The organism is Methylophilus sp. (assembly GCF_052437885.1).
Lineage (GTDB): Bacteria > Pseudomonadota > Gammaproteobacteria > Burkholderiales > Methylophilaceae > Methylophilus.
Window position 1 is genome coordinate 52781 of sequence record NZ_JBQVPB010000006.1, and the last position, 18641, is coordinate 71421.

Annotated in this window: 17 protein-coding genes; 2 read left to right on the forward strand and 15 right to left on the reverse strand. The window is 52.1% G+C overall.

Going from position 1 to position 18641, the window contains the following annotated elements:
• Positions 1 to 30: 30 nt before the first annotated feature.
• The 5 genes from ACT6RZ_RS08050 to ACT6RZ_RS08070 form a co-directional block, all read right to left on the reverse strand.
• On the reverse strand, positions 31 to 1116 hold the full coding sequence (locus ACT6RZ_RS08050) for a DegT/DnrJ/EryC1/StrS family aminotransferase (RefSeq protein WP_444701606.1): 1086 nt from the start codon (positions 1114 to 1116) through the stop codon (positions 31 to 33).
• Positions 1113 to 1493 carry a sugar 3,4-ketoisomerase gene (locus ACT6RZ_RS08055; RefSeq protein ID WP_444701607.1) on the reverse strand — a complete coding sequence of 127 codons (381 nt, stop codon included), beginning with the start codon at positions 1491 to 1493 and terminating at the stop codon, positions 1113 to 1115. Before ACT6RZ_RS08055 ends, ACT6RZ_RS08050 begins: the two co-directional genes overlap by 4 nt.
• Before the next feature lie 46 nt (positions 1494 to 1539).
• Entirely contained in the window at positions 1540 to 2517 is a 978-nt protein-coding gene (locus ACT6RZ_RS08060) for a GDP-L-fucose synthase family protein (RefSeq protein WP_444701608.1), read from the reverse strand.
• A 3-nt stretch (positions 2518 to 2520) separates the two neighbouring features.
• Positions 2521 to 3606 carry a GDP-mannose 4,6-dehydratase gene (gene gmd, locus ACT6RZ_RS08065; RefSeq protein ID WP_444701609.1) on the reverse strand — a complete coding sequence of 362 codons (1086 nt, stop codon included), beginning with the start codon at positions 3604 to 3606 and terminating at the stop codon, positions 2521 to 2523.
• Positions 3607 to 3681: 75 nt separating this feature from the next.
• A complete protein-coding gene (locus tag ACT6RZ_RS08070) occupies positions 3682 to 5703 on the reverse strand; it encodes a UvrD-helicase domain-containing protein (RefSeq protein ID WP_444701610.1) in 2022 nt (673 codons plus the stop codon).
• A gap of 243 nt (positions 5704 to 5946) precedes the next feature.
• Here ACT6RZ_RS08070 and ACT6RZ_RS08075 point away from each other — a divergent pair, with 243 nt between their 5' ends.
• The gene (locus ACT6RZ_RS08075) at positions 5947 to 7098 is read left to right on the forward strand and encodes a GGDEF domain-containing protein (protein WP_444701611.1); all 1152 of its coding nucleotides are present in this window, start codon (positions 5947 to 5949) and stop codon (positions 7096 to 7098) included.
• 42 nt (positions 7099 to 7140) lie between these two features.
• On the opposite strand, the gene ylqF is transcribed toward ACT6RZ_RS08075, so the two are convergent.
• Both ylqF and ACT6RZ_RS08085 read right to left on the reverse strand, forming a co-directional pair.
• Positions 7141 to 8076: a ribosome biogenesis GTPase YlqF gene (gene ylqF / locus ACT6RZ_RS08080; protein ID WP_444701612.1), complete on the reverse strand. Its 936-nt coding sequence runs from the start codon at positions 8074 to 8076 to the stop codon at positions 7141 to 7143.
• Between the two features lie 205 nt (positions 8077 to 8281).
• Positions 8282 to 9346 (reverse strand): DUF481 domain-containing protein, encoded by a 1065-nt coding sequence (locus ACT6RZ_RS08085; RefSeq protein ID WP_444701613.1) that lies wholly within the window; start codon positions 9344 to 9346, stop codon positions 8282 to 8284.
• A gap of 285 nt (positions 9347 to 9631) precedes the next feature.
• Here ACT6RZ_RS08085 and ACT6RZ_RS08090 point away from each other — a divergent pair, with 285 nt between their 5' ends.
• Positions 9632 to 10468, forward strand: a complete 837-nt coding sequence (locus tag ACT6RZ_RS08090; protein ID WP_444701614.1) for a class I SAM-dependent methyltransferase — start codon at positions 9632 to 9634, stop codon at positions 10466 to 10468.
• 92 nt (positions 10469 to 10560) lie between these two features.
• Here the strand turns inward: ACT6RZ_RS08090 and ACT6RZ_RS08095 are convergent, their stop codons facing one another.
• The 8 genes from ACT6RZ_RS08095 to ACT6RZ_RS08130 form a co-directional block, all read right to left on the reverse strand.
• Complete coding sequence (locus tag ACT6RZ_RS08095; RefSeq protein ID WP_444701615.1) at positions 10561 to 11262, reverse strand: OmpW/AlkL family protein; 702 nt, start codon at positions 11260 to 11262, stop codon at positions 10561 to 10563.
• A 175-nt stretch (positions 11263 to 11437) separates the two neighbouring features.
• A complete protein-coding gene (locus ACT6RZ_RS08100) occupies positions 11438 to 11797 on the reverse strand; it encodes a hypothetical protein (RefSeq protein WP_444701616.1) in 360 nt (119 codons plus the stop codon).
• Positions 11798 to 12011: 214 nt separating this feature from the next.
• Positions 12012 to 12083 carry a pyrroloquinoline quinone precursor peptide PqqA gene (pqqA, locus tag ACT6RZ_RS08105; protein WP_081624291.1) on the reverse strand — a complete coding sequence of 24 codons (72 nt, stop codon included), beginning with the start codon at positions 12081 to 12083 and terminating at the stop codon, positions 12012 to 12014.
• A 142-nt stretch (positions 12084 to 12225) separates the two neighbouring features.
• Positions 12226 to 13488 (reverse strand): DUF3526 domain-containing protein, encoded by a 1263-nt coding sequence (locus tag ACT6RZ_RS08110; protein ID WP_444701617.1) that lies wholly within the window; start codon positions 13486 to 13488, stop codon positions 12226 to 12228.
• Positions 13485 to 14891 (reverse strand): DUF3526 domain-containing protein, encoded by a 1407-nt coding sequence (locus ACT6RZ_RS08115; RefSeq protein WP_444701618.1) that lies wholly within the window; start codon positions 14889 to 14891, stop codon positions 13485 to 13487. Before ACT6RZ_RS08115 ends, ACT6RZ_RS08110 begins: the two co-directional genes overlap by 4 nt.
• The gene (locus tag ACT6RZ_RS08120; protein ID WP_444701619.1) at positions 14888 to 15598 is read right to left on the reverse strand and encodes an ABC transporter ATP-binding protein; all 711 of its coding nucleotides are present in this window, start codon (positions 15596 to 15598) and stop codon (positions 14888 to 14890) included. Before ACT6RZ_RS08120 ends, ACT6RZ_RS08115 begins: the two co-directional genes overlap by 4 nt.
• Positions 15595 to 17682 (reverse strand): TonB-dependent receptor, encoded by a 2088-nt coding sequence (locus ACT6RZ_RS08125; protein ID WP_444701620.1) that lies wholly within the window; start codon positions 17680 to 17682, stop codon positions 15595 to 15597. The genes ACT6RZ_RS08120 and ACT6RZ_RS08125 overlap by 4 nt, the downstream gene beginning before the upstream one ends.
• A 264-nt stretch (positions 17683 to 17946) precedes the next feature.
• On the reverse strand, positions 17947 to 18639 hold the full coding sequence (locus ACT6RZ_RS08130; protein WP_444701621.1) for a DUF1826 domain-containing protein: 693 nt from the start codon (positions 18637 to 18639) through the stop codon (positions 17947 to 17949).
• Positions 18640 to 18641 lie beyond the last annotated feature (2 nt).

The following is an 18641-nucleotide window of genomic DNA, read 5'->3' on the forward strand; positions in this document are numbered from 1 at the left end:
TTTGGGGATATTATTAAGTAAGTATCAAGTCTATTTAAACTGCTGAATAATGTCAGCAACTAGCTCAATATCTTTGACAGTATGCCCAGCTGAGATCGGAAGGCTTAATTCAGTTGCATGTAGTTTGTCGGCAATTGGATATTCCCCATGCAAGATCCCTTGCATGGCCTCTTGTTTATGCGGTGGAATAGGGTAGTGAATTTCTGTCTTAACACCTTGTTCAAGCAACCAGGACTTTAATCTATCTCTTTCTTCAACACGCACGCCAAAAATATGAAACACATCATATTCGTCTTCTTTTTGACGAGGCAGGGATAAGCAATCTGGTAGGTTCTTAAAATAAACTTCCGCCAAACTGCGTTTGTGTTCAGTCATGGCATCAAGCTGTTTCAGTTTTACTCTCAGAAGCGCGGCCTGTATTTCATCCAGTCTGGAATTTAGGCCGATATATTTATTGACGTATTTTTGCTTTGATCCGTAATTACGAAGGTGGCGAAGGTGGTCAGCGATTTCGTCGTTATCTGTGACCACTGCGCCTCCATCTCCAATCGCGCCAAGGTTTTTGGTAGGGTAGAAGCTGAAGCAGCCAGCATCGCCAAATGTGCCTGTCATGCGGTTGGCGAGTTTGGCACCATGTGACTGGGCACAGTCTTCTATGAGTTTCAAGTCGTATTCATTAGCAATAGCGCATATTTCATCCATGCGGCAGGCTTTACCAAACAAATGCGTAACGCAAATAGCACGTGTAGCTGTCGTCAACGCTGATTTAATTCTCAGCGGATCGATATTAAAGGTCTCTGGATCAGGTTCTACTAAAACAGGCTTATATCCTGCACGGATAATGGCCAGGATCGTGGCGATATAAGTGTTTGAAGCAACCAATATTTCACTATTTTTGGGAAGCATCAATGCTTCTAACGATAAGATTAATGCGTCCAAACCATTGGCCACACCAATGCAGTGGCGAGAGCCCACCCACATTGCAAACTCTTTTTCAAACTCGGTTACCTCGTGACCTAAAACATACCAGCCTGAACGGATGACATTAGTGGCGGCGGCTTCCAACTCATGCATGAATTGCTGATTGGAATTGGCAAGGCTTTCGTATTCAATCATTTGTTTGAGAGCTCGTAAGGCGTATCAATATATTCGCTTCTGTCATAACTATGAGAGGCCATGACAAACAATACGCTACCCTCTCCAAATGTCATTGTGTGCCAATCTTTTGGTTCAACCAGCAGGCATTGTGCAGGTGTGTTGAGAGTAATGGTTTCTTCTGAAATGCCATCATTCATGTAAATTGCAATGCTGCCGTGCAATGCAATGAGCGCCTGCCTGGTGCTGGTATGTCTATGGCCGCCTCGTGTTTGGCCATCAGCTCCATAAATCCAATAAGTGCGGACAACTGGAAATGGCAGGGACTTTTCTAAGACGGTAAGTGAACCACGCGCATCTGAGAAAGTAGGTAAATTAAATAATGTGAAATGTGACATATCGTAATCCTGTAACTGAGCTTTTCGAACAGTCAATATCAAGTCATTATATGTGGTTTAAAAAATCCTGATAGGCAGTTTCTAACCCGGCTTCAATCGCTACCTTTGGCTGCCAGCCAGCTTGATGCAGGATACTAGAGTCCATCAGTTTGCGAGGGGTGCCGTCTGGCTTGGATGTATCAAATTGAATATTACCTTGATAGCCAATTACTTTCTGGACAGTTTCAGCAAGCGTTTTGATTGTTATGTCACTCCCATATCCAACATTCACTAGTGGTGGCTCGAACTTCCCTGAAACTGACTCATCACTTCCAAGTAGTTTTTGGAATCGGCTGTTGTCCAATTGCATTAAAAATACACATGCATCTGCCATATCTTGGTTATACAAGAATTCGCGTTTTGGTGTGCCTGTGCCCCAAACAGTGACTTCTGGCAGGTTGCTTGCTTTGGCTTCATGAAATTTCCTGATCAGTGCAGGAATAACATGGCTGTTTTCAGGGTGGTAATTATCACCTGGGCCATACAGATTGGTGGGCATCGCGGCTAAATACTGGGTGCCATATTGCCGGTTATAGCTCCAGCACATTTCTATTCCAGCAATTTTTGCCAGCGCATAGGGCCTGTTTGTAGGTTCAAGGGCCCCAGTTAGCAGGTGCTCTTCCTTCATCGGCTGAGGTGCAAATTTAGGGTATATGCAGCTGGAGCCCAAAAATAGCAGCCGTTTAACACCATTAATATAAGACTGATGAATCACATTTGTCTGAATGGACAAATTTTCATATATAAATTCGGCAGGGTAAGTGTTGTTAGCATGAATACCACCCACTTTGGCGGCAGCCAGAAATACATATTCAGGTTTTTCTGAAGCAAAAAAATCACCGACGGCTGATTGCGAGGTCAAATCCAATTCGGCATGAGTTCTGGTCAGCAGATTTGTATAGCCTTGCGCTAGCAAAGCTTTCACAATGGCAGACCCAACCAGGCCCCTATGACCCGCCACATAGATTTTTGCGTTCTTATCCATGGCTTACTCGTGATAGTCCATGGCGTGATAACCATGCTGTTTGATCAATTCGTCGCGCTTGGCAGATTTATAATCTTCGCGCACCATTTCAGATACCAACTCTTCAAAGCTGGTTTTAGGCACCCAGCCCAGTTTTTCTTTCGCTTTTGTCGGGTCGCCCAGCAAGGTGTCGACCTCAGTAGGGCGGAAGTAGCGTGGGTCAACTTGTACGATACATTTATCGTTCCAGTAGCCTTGTTCTTCGACCCCATTGCCACGCCAGGTGACGGTGATATCTAACTCCTTGGCGGCGGCATTCACAAAGTCACGTACGCTGTACTGTTTGCCGGTGGCGATCACAAAGTCTTCTGCCTGTTCTTGCTGCAACATCAGCCATTGCATTTCTACATAATCTTTGGCATGCCCCCAGTCGCGTAACGAGTCCAGATTGCCGAGATACAAGCACTCTTGCAGGCCGAGTTTAATGCGCGCTAAAGCCCGCGTGATCTTGCGGGTGACAAATGTCTCGCCGCGTATGGGGCTTTCGTGGTTAAACAGAATGCCATTACAGGCGTATATGCCGTAAGCCTCACGGTAGTTGACCGTGATCCAGTAAGCATACATTTTGGCTACAGCATATGGGCTGCGAGGATAGAAGGGCGTTGTTTCTTTTTGCGGTGTTTCTTGCACCAGACCGTAGAGTTCGGAGGTGGATGCCTGGTAAAAACGTGTTTTCTTTTCCAAGCCCAGTATGCGTATCGCCTCAAGGATACGCAAAGTGCCGATGCCATCGGCGTTCGCGGTATATTCCGGGGTCTCAAAGCTGACGGCCACGTGGCTCATTGCTGCCAGGTTGTAGATCTCGTCTGGCTGAACTTGCTGGATGATTCTGATCAGATTAGTCGAGTCAGTCAAATCACCATAGTGCAGAATGAAATTTTGATTATCGATATGCGGGTCTTGATACAGATGATCTATCCTATCCGTATTGAATAAGGAAGCTCTGCGCTTTATTCCATGCACGATATAGCCTTTGGTGAGCAGAAGCTCGGCTAGATAGGCACCATCTTGGCCAGTGATGCCGGTGATTAAAGCGACTTTTTGTGACATGTTTTAGAATTGTTGAGTTAAAAAGTGTTCGGATTATAACATGGGCTATATTGGCCTTAAACGAGGCGGGCGAAGTTATTTACTCGCCAGCATCGCCTTGATATTCGCCATCTTGCTCTTGCCATAATCTTTGCTGGCCGGTTCGCCGTTGCCGTTGAACGGGTTGCCGAAGTGTTTGACGTCGTCTTTTGGCAGTTCTGCGATAAAGCGGCTGGGTTCGCAGGCTTGCATCTCGCCGGCGCGTTTGCGTTTTTTGCACCAGGTGATGTTCAGCGATTTTTGCGCGCGGGTGATGCCTACGTACATCAGGCGGCGTTCTTCTTCTATCTGGTCGTTATCTATGGATTCACGGTGTGGCAGGATGCCGTCTTCGCAGCCGATCAGGAACACGTGGCCGTATTCCAGGCCTTTGGAGGCGTGCAGGGTAGAGAGTTTTACCGCGTCCTGTTCTTCGCCATCCTTACCTTCCAGCATGGTGATGAGGGCGACCAGTTGCGTGAGTTCCAGCAGGTTTTTGCCTGGGGATTCATTGCCATATTCAGTCGAGGCTTCGCCTTTTTTGCTGAGCCAGGAGACGAACTCGAGGACGTTGCTCCAGCGTGATTCTGCTGCGCGTGCTTCTTCGCCATCGTACAAATAGGTTTCGTACTGGATGGCATTCAGCAGGTCGTTCAGTACCTCATTGGCCGGGTCCTTGGTGGCGCGGCCTTGCAGGTTCTGGATGTAACGGCAAAAAACTAGCAGGTCGTCCAGTTGTTTGGCGCCGACATCGTGCTGGAACCCGCCTTCAAAAGCTGCTGCAAACAATGACAGTTTGTGCGCGCTGGCGTATTCGCCCAGCCTTTCCAGGGTGGTGTTGCCTATGCCTTTTTTCGGCGTGGTGGCGGCGCGGATAAAAGCCGGGTCGTCATCTTCGTTGGCGATCAGGCGCAGGTAACTGGTGATGTCCTTGATCTCGGTTTTATCAAAAAACGATTGTCCGCCAGAGATGGTGTAGGGGATCTTGTGGTTGCGCAGGAATTTTTCTATCACGCGTGCCTGGTGGTTGCTGCGGTAGAGCACGGCATAATCCTTATAGGTGGTTCTATGCTCGAATTTGTGCGCTTGCAGCTTCATCAGCACGGTTTCGGCTTCGTGCTCTTCGCTTTGCGTGGCGGTGACGTGTATCAGCTCGCCGGTGCCCAGGTCGCTCCACAGTTTTTTCTCAAACAATTTGGGGTTGTTGGCGATCACGCTGTTGGCGGCGCGCAGAATGCGCACGGTGGAGCGGTAGTTCTGTTCCAGTTTGATGACTTTGAGTTTGGAGAAATCTTTGGTCAGCTGACGCAGGTTCTCGACGTCGGCACCGCGCCAGCCGTAAATAGCCTGGTCGTCGTCGCCCACGGCCGTGAACTGGCCGCGTAAACCTGTCAGTTGCTTGATCAGGCGGTACTGGCAGGCATTGGTATCCTGATACTCATCGATCAGCAGATATTGCAGCTTGCGTTGCCATTTATCCAGCGTGTCGCTGTGCTGGTCGAACAGCTCGACCGGCACTTTGATTAGGTCGTCAAAATCCACAGCCTGGTAGGCGCGCAAGGTTTGCTGATACAGCTGGTACACGCGCGCTGCGGCATGGGTCAGCTCTTCATCGGCCTGTGATTTTGCCTGATCCGGGTTGACGAAGGCGTTTTTCCAGCCGGAGATCTGCCATTGTGTCTTGCGTAATAATTGCTTGTCGGTCGTCGCCAGGATATCGCTGAGGATCTTGAAACTGTCAGAGGCATCCAGGATAGAGAACTGCGGTTTATAGCCGAGCAGGGCCGATTCCTGACGCAGCATCTGCAGGCCCAGCGAGTGAAAGGTGGTGACTGTCAGCCCTTTGCCGGATTTGCCTTCCAGCAGTGGCGTCACGCGCTCATGCATTTCTCTGGCGGCTTTGTTGGTGAACGTGATGGCTGCTATCTGGCTGGCCTTATAGTTGGCTTCGTTCACCAGATAAGAGATCTTTTGCGTAATGACGCGGGTTTTGCCACTGCCGGCTCCCGCGAGTACCAATAATGGTCCGTCGAGGTAGTGTATGGCTTCACGCTGGGGAGGGTTCAAGAGATGTTGCATGGAACTTCTACTGTTTGCTGGAGACAATCAAAGGAGAGGAATTAGCCTGTATGGACTATTTAACCCCTTAATTTATATGGGTATAGTCGCAATACCATAGTATTATGCCCTATCAGGTAAACTAAAACTTTGACCTTCCCTGTGTTAGATCTCAATAGTGTCATTCTATCATCAATCGGCCTTACCTTTACTCTGGTTCTGGTTCTGTTGATTTTTGGCGCTTATCAGCAAAAGGCGCTGATCATGCATTGGGTGCGCGGCCTGGCCATGATGGGGCTGGGTCTGTGTATCTATTTCATCCCTCTGGTCACGCCGGATGACAACCAGCGTAGCGTGTATGTGGCGATTGCGATGACCATGTTCGCGCTGGGCGTCAGTATCTATGTCAACGGTATACGCATGCTGCGTGGCTACCGTATCTACCGCTACCGCACCTTGCTGGTGATGACCACTCTGCTGGCCTGCAATGCGGTCATGCTCAATATGCACGCGGCGGAAAAATGGATCATTCTGTCTAACCTGCTGGTGCTGGTCTGGGTATTCTCTTATGGAAGCCGCAGCCTGACCGGGCATGGCCGTGATTTTGTCGCGCAGGTGTTCTGGCTGTGTTGCAGTCTGTTTGGCGGCATCAGCCTGATGCTGGGGCTGTTCGCCATTGAGGTCGGGCTGTCTGATGAAACCACCCTGGTCTCATTTATCCATTGGCCGGTGCATGCTTATCTGACCACCGCCATCATGCTGGTCCTCACCACCGTCACCAGCCTGTTATTGCTGGTGATGAATGTGCGCACCCAGGCGGGATTGCAGGCGATCGCCACCCTGGATGGCCTGACCGGTGTCTTGAACCGCCGCGGCTTGCAGGAAGCAGCCAACCGCATGCAGGCAGTTTCACAGCGTATTAGTTTGCCCATGGGCATGTTGATCGTCGATCTGGATTACTTCAAGAAGGTCAATGATGTCTACGGGCATCTGGTAGGTGACGTGGTGCTGAAATCCTGTGCCGGCAATATACGCGGTGCTTTGCGTGGTGGCGACGTGATAGGGCGTTACGGCGGTGAGGAGTTTTGTATCCTGCTGCCTAATACCGGCGAGCAGGAGGCCATGGTGCTGGCCGAGCGTATCCGCAGGACCATAGAGGTGACGCCGGTGAGCATTGCCGGTGTAGAAAGCATGAGTGATGATACCCATGCCATCAAATGTACCGTCAGTGTCGGTGCCGTGAGTTCTGAAACGGTGGGCTATGCATTGGAAGGCATGTTTGCCGCGGCTGACCAGAACCTCTATAAAGCCAAGCAGAATGGCCGTAATCGGGTGGCGAGCAATATTGAGTTGTTGATGACGCAACCGCCAGCCATAGGCAAACCGGTCAAACGCAATGCCAGCGTGATCGCCTGACCGGCGACTGGCTTTTAATAGCGCCCGGGGTTTCAATACAGCTTAAGGCGCATCCGCTTCTGTGGTTGTTTCTGGCAGTTCACCGGCGGTCTTGGGTTTTGCTGCTGCCAGCGCGATCATTTCTGCACGGCTTTTGGGCGATTCCAGGCTGACCCTGCCTATGGCACCACCGCGATAATCGGTGAGGAAAGCCATCGCTGTCCTCTCCATATCCCATTGCCCGTCATTGCGCTTGTATGCCCTGCGCTTGGCGATAGCCTGCAGAAGGTCTATGCCATCTATCTGTTGCACATCCAGCTTCATGGCATCCAGTTTGTAACGGCTGTTGATCAATGCCGGATATTGCCTTAACAGCAGGTTGCCGAGAAATTCCGCCACATCTTCATCTATCACCGCATTGCGGCCTATGGCATGGCTGGCAGCCAGCATATAGCCATCAGATTCATGTTCTATCTTGGGCCACATCATGCCTGGTGTGTCGGTGATGCTCTGGTTATCGCCGAGGTCAAAGCGTTGCTGGCTTTTGGTCACTGCCGGCTCGTCACCGACTTTGGCAGCGCGGCGGTTGAGCAGGGCGTTCATCAAAGTGGATTTGCCGACGTTGGGGATACCCATGATCATCATGCGTAGCGGCTTGAGCGGGGTGCCACGATGCGGGGCCAGCTGGCGGCACAGGCCGGGGATCTTTTTAGCGTCACCGGCTTTTTTACACGAAAGTGCCACGGCTTTGGTATTCGGTTGACTGTTAAAGTAGTTCAGCCAGGCCTGGGTGATCTGCGGGTCGGCCAGGTCAGCCTTGTTGAGTATCTTCAGGTTGGGGCGCTGGCGGAAATTGCGCATGTCCTCGATCATGGGGTTATGGCTGGCGGCCGGCACGCGTGCATCCAGCACTTCGATCACAATGTCGATATTCTCCATGGTTTCCTCTGCCTTTTTGCGGGCTGAGGTCATGTGTCCCGGGTACCATTGTATCGCCATATTTTTGCTCCATCTTTCAATCAAAAAAATACGGTTTTACGTGCAGTGCCGTACTCCAATTATCGCTGCGGCACATTTTTCTGATTGCGAATGTTGCAATGGCCAACGCTAAGGAAGGCCATTTTAACATTCAAGCGCCTAACTCGCTAAATTTCGCAAACGGCTTAAAACTTACTTCACCTTAAAACTTACTTCACCGTAAAACTTACTTCCAGGTATAGCCCAGCGTGAACAGGGCACGCGTGTCGCCTTTTCTTCTGTCATCAGCCGGACGGCTATCCAGATTGTAATCAAGCTGGGTGGTCGCGCTCAGGCCGAGGATAAACGGAAAACGCAAGCCGGTGGAGCTATATAGCAGGATCTGCGAAGGCGCGCGTGGTGTGTATAACACCTCGTGCCTGTGGAAGGCCTGCACAAATGAATCAAACAGGTACTGGTTGTAGTTGACCGCCCAACGCAACGCGCCGTGGTTCTCGTCACTCTCTTCATAATAGTCCTGTTTGATCCAGGACAAACCGCCTTCCAGCGACAGGTTGAGTTTTTCACCTTCAAATATCTGGTAACCGGTACCCACACCGTAAGTGCTACGCAACCTGATATCGCGGAAACGGTCTTTTTCCTGGATGGTGTTCAGGTAAGTAAACCATTTTTTGGTGAAAAAGTGGTCATACTGGCCGCGTACACGCAAGTTGTTCTGCGTTTGTTCATCGTTATCCTGCGCCCAGTAAGCATAGCCTTGCACTGTGTACCTGTCTTCCAGGCCGCGGGTGATGGATTCACCGTTGAACTGCATGTTGCGGTTCTTGCTGTTGCCGTTGTTGAAAGTGCCGCCCAGATTCAGGTTACCTGTCCAGACAAAGCCTTCGCCTATCAGGTCTTTGGAAGGGTTGATATACTGGATCTCTGCCAGCTCGGTATCTATCAGTTCGGTTTTACCGTCTTCATCGAGGATGGCCTGCCCGTTCTCGCCATGCTTGAGAAAACCAGTCACTACAGTCTGGTCAGACAGCATCATGGTGTAGGGTTTTTCGGCATCTATACTCAGGATATCCGCCCAGTTGAGTTTGATTTCGCCCGCGTAAGAAGTGTTGATGACCACTTTGTCCGTGACTTTGACTACCAGGGTGCCGGTGATCTTGTCGCCGTTCTTCATCCAGACACTGTCTGCGACAGCGCTGCCTGAAAACCAGGTGATCAATGCGATCAAGCCATACAAAAGGTGTTTTAACCGATTTTTATTAAGGGCCTTGCAGGCGACATTGAAAAACATTGATACTCCCTTATTAAATTTGAATAAGTGCAAAATCCGGGCAATTGAATAACGGCCCGCAAGCCGGTTAAAGTTGCCACTTGGTTAAGTAAAGCCTGAAAGCGCATCGCGCTTAAGATTAAGCAATCTGATAGGGTAGTCAGCAAAAAAACGCATGAGTTCCCAAAAACTGATAGGCTAATCGACTGATGCCAGCCATACGTCTATGCTGCTACACTCATCTATGCTGTTAGACGCATCTATGCTGGTACACTAGCACATTGCTATTTTAAAGCAGTAGGACGCATGGTCAAAACAATATTGCCGCCCGAAGTGAAGCCGGGCCAATCCATCCCATTATTACAAGCACTGCATATCCTGACGCGGGATGGCAAACTCAACCAGGATAGTCGCCGTAAACTCAAACAGGTGTATCACCTGGTGAATTTCATAGAGCCGTTGCTGCAGACAGTGATGAGCGCGCAGCCTGACCCGGTATTGGTGGATCACGGCGCCGGCAAGTCATACCTGGGCTTTATTCTGTATGACTTATTGCTCAAGCAGCACGCTGGCGGCCAGGTCATAGGCATTGAAAACCGCACCGAGCTGATAGACAAATCGCGGCAACTCGCCAGCGAATGTGGCTTTGAGCGCATGCAGTTCGAGCCCTTGACCGTGTCTGACGCCATGCAGTCACAGCAGCTACCAGCCAAAGTGGATATCGTCACTGCACTGCATGCCTGTAACACTGCCACTGATGACGCTATCCAGTTCGGCCTGCAAAAGCAGGCGCAATACATGGTGCTGGTGCCTTGCTGCCAGGCCGAAGTCGCCGAGACCATGCGTACGCATAAAGCTGAATCACTGGCAAAAACACTGCTGGGCGAACTCTGGCGCCATCCTATCCACACCCGTGAGTTTGGCAGCCATGTGACCAATGTATTGCGTTGCCTGGAACTGGAAGCGCACGGCTACCAGGTGACCGTGACAGAACTGGTGGGCTGGGAGCATTCGATGAAAAACGAACTTATTATCGCCAAATATACCGGCCAGCGTAAACGCAGCGCTCTGGAGCGCGGGCAACAACTGCTGGAGCAGCTGAATCTGACCAGCCTGGCCGATCGCTTTAACCTGGCTGTCTGATACTGCTCAGTATAAAAAAACCTCTGATACTGCAAAGTACCAGAGGCCGAATGGAGCGGTAAAACTCCGGGGAAGAGACTTTAAGAAACTGTTTAGAAGCGTTTGCCTACCCCTATGCTCACTACCCACGGATTCACATCCAGCGAGTCAATCTTGGCCCAGCGGTTACCAGTGGTGACACTCTTCATTTCAACGTCGGTATCTATCCATAGATATTTCACATCGGCATTCAATAACCAGCCATCTTTCAGATTGATATCTAAACCGGCCTGCAGGGCTGGGCCAAGGCTACTACGGTCAATCCTGATTTTTTCGCCGGCAGTCGCGCCGGAAGTGAAACGCAGATTGCGGTCCAGCATAAATGTCGCATTGATCCCGGCACCCACATAAGGGTCAAAGGTCTGGTCAGGGTTAAAGTGCCATTGAACTGTCAATGTGGGCGGCAGCGCATCTATGCTACCAAGGTGCTGGTTGCCAACCACGCCAGCGCTGTCGCCACTGATGCGCACATCGTGTTTGCTGCCCAGTGCCAGTATCAGTTCGGTAGCGATGTTCTTAGTCCAGTAGTAACTGATATCTAACTCTGGGATGGTATTGCTGTCGACTTTCAGGTCTGCACCTGGTGTCATGACATTGGCACCCACTGCCTTGTTGACAGTGCTGCCCAGGCGGCTGCTTTCGTTTGGGCTGATATTGGTGGCACGCAGGCGTACTACCCAGTCGCCTTGTTCGGCATGGCTATGCATGGCTGGCAACAGGGCTGCCAGCATTAAACTGATTGCGGTTTTTTTCATTATGATCACTCCATCTGGTGCATTGAACTTGATGGCATTGTAGGAGTGTCAGGCCAGGGCCGTATTGACCCAAATCAACTAACTTGTATTAGTGGTCTGGGTCAATCAGTGGTGTACGGGTGGTTGGGGCAGGATAAGTCTTAACGACTTTTAGGCTAAAAGCAGCTTGCAGCGGTCAGTAGTTGTTACGGCTCTTCCAGGCTTCGTCCAGCGCTTTGGATTTTTGCTCGAACACTGCTTTTCTGGTTTCCAGATCCTGTTCGGTCTGTGCTTTCTCATCCTGGTATTGCTTCAGCCTTTCCTGCTCTTTGGCGATCAGCGCTTCCTGCGATTTGATACGCTTGTCCAGATCTTGCAGCTTGCTCATTGAATCGCCGACCGCATCACGGGCCGAAGCAGCTTCACTCTGTTCCGGCAGAATGCTGCGCGCAGACGCTGACTGGCTGTGGCTGGCGACTACCAGCGTGGTCAAAAGAAGTGCCACCATCACGGGTGTAGCGATGGCTGGTTTGACAGAGAGTTTTTGTACTTGCATGTATGACTCCGTGAGTATGAACTGATGATGGGATGCCTGAGCTAAATTGTACTAGCGAATAGCGCATTGGCAAGCCAATGTTTTTTAGTAAGCCGGTTTGGCATAAGGTTCCGGGCTGTGCAGTTTCGGCACTGTGCAGTTTGGTCATGGCAATAAAAAACCCGCCAGAGGCGGGTTCTTGTTTCAGCTAGAACTTGTGTGTTACAAGCGCTGATTATTTGTTCATGACGTACATGGTCACTTCAAAGCCAAAACGCATTTCAGTAGCAGCTGGTTTAGTCCACATGATAATCTCCTTTTGGTTGTTAAGTGCATCTCAGTGATGTACTTGTATGACTCTCACTATACGCCGGTGTTTCAATATGACTCTGAGGTGATCACGTAAATCTGCCTCATGATTTTACGTAGTTTGTATCTCATTTTTCCAGCTATTTATCTGCAGTTGCAAACGCAGGCAGTCTGGCAAACGATTCAGCAGTAAACGGCTTTTCTTCGAACAGGTAGGGGTAGGCATCATGCCGCAGCTGCGTGTGCAGGGCGGTGATGCGTTGCCTGTGCGCCAGCAGATCGGCGACATTGCTGTGCGCGATGCCTTCCAGGCTGCGCTGCACCCATACTGCCGGTAAAAAATAGCCTAGCATACTGGTGGCCTGGTCGCGTTGCAGCAAGGCCTGCTCGCGCGCCGTGACTTGGGGCGCGAGTTTGACATCGGCCATATGCTGAAATGCGTAATACCATTTCCAGTGAAATTTGTCGCCTACAGGCGCTGAGTCCTGCCATTGCGGATATAGCGCATAAAACGGTGTCAGCGTGGCGGCCTTGGGCAGATCCCAGGCACTGTGCACGGCCTGGCGGTGTTGCAGGGCGATCTGGCTACCATCCTGCACCGGGTAATGCTGATGCAGCCACAGTTGCGCCAGGTTAGGCAGCACTATGCAGGAGACTAGCCAGAGGCTGGTTAAAGCCAGGGCATTCAGATTGGCATTCAGTGCGCGTGCCCGCAGGCTGAAGGCGGCGCATAGCGCTGTCCACAGCAAGGTATATAGCAGCGTGATCAGCAACACCTGCAGCAGCGGTGCACTGCTCAGGCCGTGCATGGCGCTGAATACCAGCACTGGCAGCGAGAACGTCAGTGCGATCAACAGCCAGCGGCAAACCACGCGGTGCCACCAGAAGCGGCCAGGTCTGGCGGTCAGGCTCTGTAAAAACAGCAGCCGTTGTGCCTGGTGCTCGCTGGCTTTGAGGTCATGTAACAGGGCGATGCAGAGCAGCGGTGCAAAAAACACCAGCCAGAACGCATAATCGAACCCGCCCAGCATGACATATTCAGGGTGGTGCGATTCGCCATCGTAAAGCTGCCCCTGCAAGCCCAGCAGGCGTATGCGTTGCACATAAGGCGTCACCAGCCGGTTGCCCAGTGCGATAAAACTCCATTCATCCGGGGTATGGTAAACATTGTGGAACACATAGTAGCCGACCTCGCCTATATCCAGCGTGGCATGCTGGCTGTGCTGCTTGAGGTAATCCTGCTTGCGCAGTGTTTCTTCCTGTTTGGCGTGACCTATCTGCCCCTGGATATGGCTGATATTCTGCCAGCCATTAAACAGGCTAAAGCCGGTCAGCAGCAGGTTGAGCAACAGCAGTAGCAGTATGCTGCGCTGCTTGAGTAATAAGATGAGTTCTTGTTTCATGTGCGTTTTGCAACCTTAGTCAGCAGTGCGCCTGGTATCAGTATCCAGCCCAGCAACACCAGCAGCGCTGCCACGATACTTTGCTGGCTGACCGAAACCGGTGCCAGGTGAATGGCAGGGCGCGGGGCGTTCTTCCAGAAATCGGCAGACACGCGGGTGTCGTGGTCGTTGTGCGGGTCGACTTTCATGGTGTGGACCTGATTCAGGTAGGTGATCAATTGATAGCGCCGGTCTTCGGCCTGGCGTATGAATGCCTGGTGATGCGCCAGGTCATTGCCGCTGCTGGCCATCTGCACATATTGCAAGGCCAGTGCCGGTGTCAGCCATAACCAGTGCCGTATGCTGGCATTCTGCCGGTTGAGCTGTGCGTCATGCAGGGCTTGCTGTTCACGGTAAACGGCGGTGGTCAGGCGTTCACCTTCCTGCATCAGCAGGCCGTGATAATTGACTGGCAGCTCTTCAACGCTGCTGACCTGATATTTTTTCAGGATATCTGCTTTAAAGGCGGCAAAGTGTGGATCGTCCGGGTTGTGGCTATCACCCAGCGCCTTCAGTTTGACTTCTGCATGATGCTCGGCCTCTGTGCGCGGCTGGGTCGGGTAGCTGGTCTGTGCCAGGTTGGCCAGGCCACGCGGGAAGATGATGCAGACACATACCCAGCACAGCAGCAAGGTCAGCAAGGCGCCATGCAGTTGCCGGCTGAACCAGGAGACCGTGAGCACCAGCAGGCACCAGCCGGCGATATACATGGCTTGCGCCAGCAGCATCAGTGATAGCCGCAGCCAGGCCTGGTCACTGCCCCAGCTCCAGCCCAGCGTCAGCACGCCTTGCAGGCACAACAGCATAAACAGCGGCAAGAACAGCGCCAGCCATTTGCCGGTGACTATCACCCATAGCGGCGTACCGTTGCCACGCATGAATGCCAGTACGCCGGTGATCTTTTCGGCAGTGATGGTGGCATAGGCGATCATGATCAAAAACAGCGGCATCCACCATTGCACTATCATGGCCGGGGTGATCAGCGGGAACCGCCCCAGGCTGGTGGCCTCGGTGGCCGGATTGAAGTTGGCACTGTTCAGCCGGTGCGCTTCCAGGTAAACCAGATGGCCTGATTGATCGAGTATGCCGGGTTCTATCACGCTGAGCGGATGCAAAGGTTTGGGCACAAAGTCACCAAAATGCGAGACCCGGTGCGGGTGGCGGTCAGGCTGCGATTGCCAGTCCTGCTGGCTGCGCTGCGTGACCTCTGCCACCGTACTGGCGTGATCTTGCCAGTGGTGATGGGCGGCGAGGGCGGCGATAGACCACAGTACGACTAATATCAGCAGCAGCAAGGCAGGGATACGCGCATGCCACAAGCGGCGCCATTCGTTGCAGGCGACTTTCCACACCAGTGTCGTCATGCCTGCCCCTGATACAGTCGTTTCAGGCTATCCAGTGTCAGCGATGACTGGTCTATGGCTACAGGGTGTAATTGCCCGTTTGCCAGCATCAGCAAGCGATCCGAGAACGCCATCGCCGATAACACGTCATGTGTGACTACCAGTACGCCCATGCCGCGAGTCTTGCACTGCACGATCAACTGGTTCAATTCTTCTGTCGCCTGCGGGTCCAGCCCTGAATTAGGCTCATCCAGCAGCAACAGTTTGGCCTGTTTTGCCAGCGCGAATGCCAGCATCACTTTTTGTTTCATGCCTTTGGAGTATTCAGCACACGGGCGGTGCCATGCCCGCTCAGGCAAGCCGGCCATGCTTAAACAGCTATCTATGTCTGCCGTCTGGCTGATAGCCCCAAGACTCAGAAAATAGCGGATATTCTCTACCGCAGACAGGTGGCCATACACTGCAGGCTGTTCGGGCACATAAGCCAGTTGCGACAGGGCCTGCTGGCGTGCCTGCGCAAGGTCTACGCCGGCAATGCGTATGCTGCCGGTCTGGTCTGCCGCGGTATGCAGGCCAAGTATGCTTTTGAGCAGGGTAGATTTACCGGCACCGTTGCTGCCCAGTATCGACACCACTTCACCGGCAGGTAAACTGAAAGCTAGCTGTTTGAGTATTTCACGCCCGGCAAAACGCAGGCTGAGTTGTTGTATAGAGAGTAATACGGTCATTTGAAGTCCACTGTTGCGGTGAGCATAAAGTTACGGCCAGCGCCGGGGGCGAAGTTTAGCTGGTTTAAAGCGCCGCTGCTGCTAAAGTCGTACACATACTCATAGTATTTATCAAAAATATTGTTGGCCAGCAAGCTGACGCGCCCCCAGCCGGTCTTGTAATCGATATTGGCATTGGTCAGGGTATAAGCGCCATATTTGCCGCCATTATTGCTTTCGTTCACATAATACGCACCCTGGCGGTCTATATGTAAGCGGGCGATCCACAGCGGGTCAGGCGTGAACTGCAGGCCCAGCGAGGCGGTGTGGTCGGGAATGCCGCGTATGCTATGCCCTTTGAAACCCGGGTTTTGCGGGTTGGGCTGTTCAATCTTGGCATACACCTTGGAGACATTGCCCCAAAAGCTGAAGTAGTCATTCAAGCGGTAATCAAAACTGGCATCCAGGCCTTGCCTGAGGGTCTCGCCTATAGGGCGGCGTATATTGTCGATATTGATGAACTCATGCTTGGCTTTTTGCTGCCAGTAGGAGACACGGCTATTGAGGTCACTGTTCCAGCCGCTTTTAAAGCCGATCTCCCAGCCATCATTCACCGCAATATCGATAGGGGTACTGGCGCCAGTATTGGCATCGAACTGGTTGAGGTTGATCCCGGTCGGGGTCTGGAAACTGCGGCCTGCATTAGCAAACAGCGTGTGTTGTGCGTTCAGGTTGGCAAAGGCATTGAATTTGGGTTGTACTATGGTCGATGAATCGTACAAGTCCGTATTGATCTGCCTGGCCGGGCTGGCATTGGTGCCGATTATGATAGGTTCATCCGCTTTTGCATGCAGCCGGTCGGCGCGCAAGGCAAAATTCCAGCGTAGCCACTCCACCGGCGTATTTTCCAATTTGGCATAGATGCCTTGCGCGGTAAAGTCGTAGTCAGCTTTGATACGGATGACGTTCACCCCGGCGGCATTGACTCTCTGGTTAAACTGGCCGACTTGCTGGTGCTCAATATCATAGCCAGTCTCAAAGCCCCACTGCGGGTTGATCTTCCAGTTTAATTTTGCGATCAGCCCGGTGGATGTCTGCTCGTCCAGCCGGTTTTCCACATTGGGCGAACCGACAAAACGCACATTGCGTTCACGGTCGAAATTCTGACTATAGGTTTTCAGGCTCAGGTCCAGGTCATCATTAAAGAAATAGTCATAATGCAGACTCAGGTGCTTGAATTCTTTTTCACCACTGTCATTGCGCGCGATATCGGCAACGCCGGTGCGGTTGCTGCGCGCCTGCGCCTTGGGCATATAGCCAGGCGCTTCTGGTGAATTATATTTGCCATATTTAGCACTCAGGGCCAGGGTGGATTGATCAAAATCCAGCTGCCAGCGGCCGGATAAGGCGATCTTTTCATTCTCGGTATGGTCGCGGAAGCCGTTGCCCTTACGGTAACCCACTGCATAATTCTGGGTAAAATTGCCCTGTTTTTCACCAAAGTAGCCCTGCATTTCGCGGGTATTGAAACTGCCATAGCCGAATTGCAACTGCTTGCCGGCATCTTTACGCGTTTCTACCTTGTAATTGCCGGCAGTGGCAAACAGGCCGGTGGTGGCGTCACTGTTGCCCTTGAACACCTGTATGCTCTGGATATTGGTAGGGAACAGATAATCCAGTTCGCTCAGGCCGGAAAACAGGTTGGAAGGAATGCCGTCCACCAGCAGTTTGGCATTCGGTGTTTCGCCATCGCCACTAAAGCCGCGGATAGACAGTTCAGTATTGACGATGCCCTGGCTGTAGCGTGACAGCACCACGCCTGGCGTTTTAGTGAACAGCTCCAGGGTATCGGTCACATGCTCGTATTCCAGCTCATCACGCGTGATGACATCGACAGAGCCGGCCAGGCTTTTATCGCTGGCTGAGACCTGCTCTTTTTTGCCCAGCACGACCACGCTATCGAGCTCAACGCTGACGGTTTCTCTGGCCCTGTTCTTCTGTTTGCTGTCGGCCTTTTCCTGTGTCATGACTTCTTCGGCAGCGGCTGACACTGCCGGTATCAATATGAGTGCCAGCAGGCTGGCAATCCTTTTTTGTTGCATCATGTTTTCTTCCCTGGAGTGATACGTTTTATTCTATTGCTACGATAAGGCGTTGTGGGCTATGCAAAGGCCGGTCAGCACGCCCCAATCGATAAAGTTTTCATCATGATTATAAATGCGTCTTTTTGGCTTGATGACTAAAAAGCCAGCATTTCATAAACAAAAAAACAGTTGCTGGACGCGGTGCAGCTTTTATGTGATCGCGTGTCACTTTTCTGAGCACTTTTCGGGTATGCGCACTTCCCGTGGCTGGCGTGTACACCATGGCTACCAGATCGCATCCAGTGCCAGTACCACACGGTTGGCCGTGCCGGTGATCTGTGGCGAGCGGTGAACAATGCCGGCTTGCTGGTTGCCTTGCCACATACTGCCTTTCAGCAGCACCAGTGCCTGCGCAGGCGCCTGGCGCACGCCTTGCGGGTGCAGGATCAAGGCCTGGTGAAATGCGTCAGTGTCCGCATAGCGGGCTGTCAGGGCCTTGCTATTACAGAACGCTGCCTCCAGCCATTCGGTGCCTGGTCCCAGATAGGTACACAGCAGGCGTATGCCGGTGCGGTCTATATGGAATCTAGGGCACATGGCGTGAGTCAGCACCTCCAGCCGGATGCCGACTTTGTGGCAATCCATCAGATCTGCATACAGGCTGACCAGCGTGCTGATATCGGCCAGCAAGGCCTCTTTGCCCCGGGCGTCAGTCACATCAGGCACATCAGGCAGGTGCATCTCGCTATCAAGCCGGGCAGGCGTGGCCAGGTCTGGCCGCAACGCCAGCCTGTAGCCTGCGCCCATTCGGCCGCACACTTGCTGCAGGTAGCGGATGATCGCTGCTTGCGCAGGCCTGGCGATGACATTGATCTGTCTGTCCGGCTCAAAAATGCTGAGTAAGTCCATGGCGTTGAAATCGCGTTGTCCGCCAGGGGGGTAAGCCGGCTTGAGTGGCATAGTCGCAGTGCCCAGCATGG

What these genes read in the sequence shown, in the direction of transcription:
- ylqF (WP_444701612.1), bottom strand. Translation starts at nt 8,076, where the DNA reads ATGGCGATACAATGGTACCCGGGACACATGACCTCAGCCCGCAAAAAG.
- ACT6RZ_RS08130 (WP_444701621.1), bottom strand. Translation starts at nt 18,639, where the DNA reads ATGCTGGGCACTGCGACTATGCCACTCAAGCCGGCTTACCCCCCTGGC.
- ACT6RZ_RS08085 (WP_444701613.1), bottom strand. Translation starts at nt 9,346, where the DNA reads ATGTTTTTCAATGTCGCCTGCAAGGCCCTTAATAAAAATCGGTTAAAA.
- ACT6RZ_RS08055 (WP_444701607.1), bottom strand. Translation starts at nt 1,493, where the DNA reads ATGTCACATTTCACATTATTTAATTTACCTACTTTCTCAGATGCGCGT.
- ACT6RZ_RS08100 (WP_444701616.1), bottom strand. Translation starts at nt 11,797, where the DNA reads ATGCAAGTACAAAAACTCTCTGTCAAACCAGCCATCGCTACACCCGTG.
- gmd (WP_444701609.1), bottom strand. Translation starts at nt 3,606, where the DNA reads ATGTCACAAAAAGTCGCTTTAATCACCGGCATCACTGGCCAAGATGGT.
- ACT6RZ_RS08095 (WP_444701615.1), bottom strand. Translation starts at nt 11,262, where the DNA reads ATGAAAAAAACCGCAATCAGTTTAATGCTGGCAGCCCTGTTGCCAGCC.
- ACT6RZ_RS08110 (WP_444701617.1), bottom strand. Translation starts at nt 13,488, where the DNA reads ATGAAACAAGAACTCATCTTATTACTCAAGCAGCGCAGCATACTGCTA.
- ACT6RZ_RS08120 (WP_444701619.1), bottom strand. Translation starts at nt 15,598, where the DNA reads ATGACCGTATTACTCTCTATACAACAACTCAGCCTGCGTTTTGCCGGG.
- ACT6RZ_RS08070 (WP_444701610.1), bottom strand. Translation starts at nt 5,703, where the DNA reads ATGCAACATCTCTTGAACCCTCCCCAGCGTGAAGCCATACACTACCTC.
- ACT6RZ_RS08090 (WP_444701614.1), top strand. Translation starts at nt 9,632, where the DNA reads ATGGTCAAAACAATATTGCCGCCCGAAGTGAAGCCGGGCCAATCCATC.
- ACT6RZ_RS08125 (WP_444701620.1), bottom strand. Translation starts at nt 17,682, where the DNA reads ATGATGCAACAAAAAAGGATTGCCAGCCTGCTGGCACTCATATTGATA.
- ACT6RZ_RS08115 (WP_444701618.1), bottom strand. Translation starts at nt 14,891, where the DNA reads ATGACGACACTGGTGTGGAAAGTCGCCTGCAACGAATGGCGCCGCTTG.
- ACT6RZ_RS08060 (WP_444701608.1), bottom strand. Translation starts at nt 2,517, where the DNA reads ATGGATAAGAACGCAAAAATCTATGTGGCGGGTCATAGGGGCCTGGTT.
- ACT6RZ_RS08075 (WP_444701611.1), top strand. Translation starts at nt 5,947, where the DNA reads ATGCATTGGGTGCGCGGCCTGGCCATGATGGGGCTGGGTCTGTGTATC.
- ACT6RZ_RS08050 (WP_444701606.1), bottom strand. Translation starts at nt 1,116, where the DNA reads ATGATTGAATACGAAAGCCTTGCCAATTCCAATCAGCAATTCATGCAT.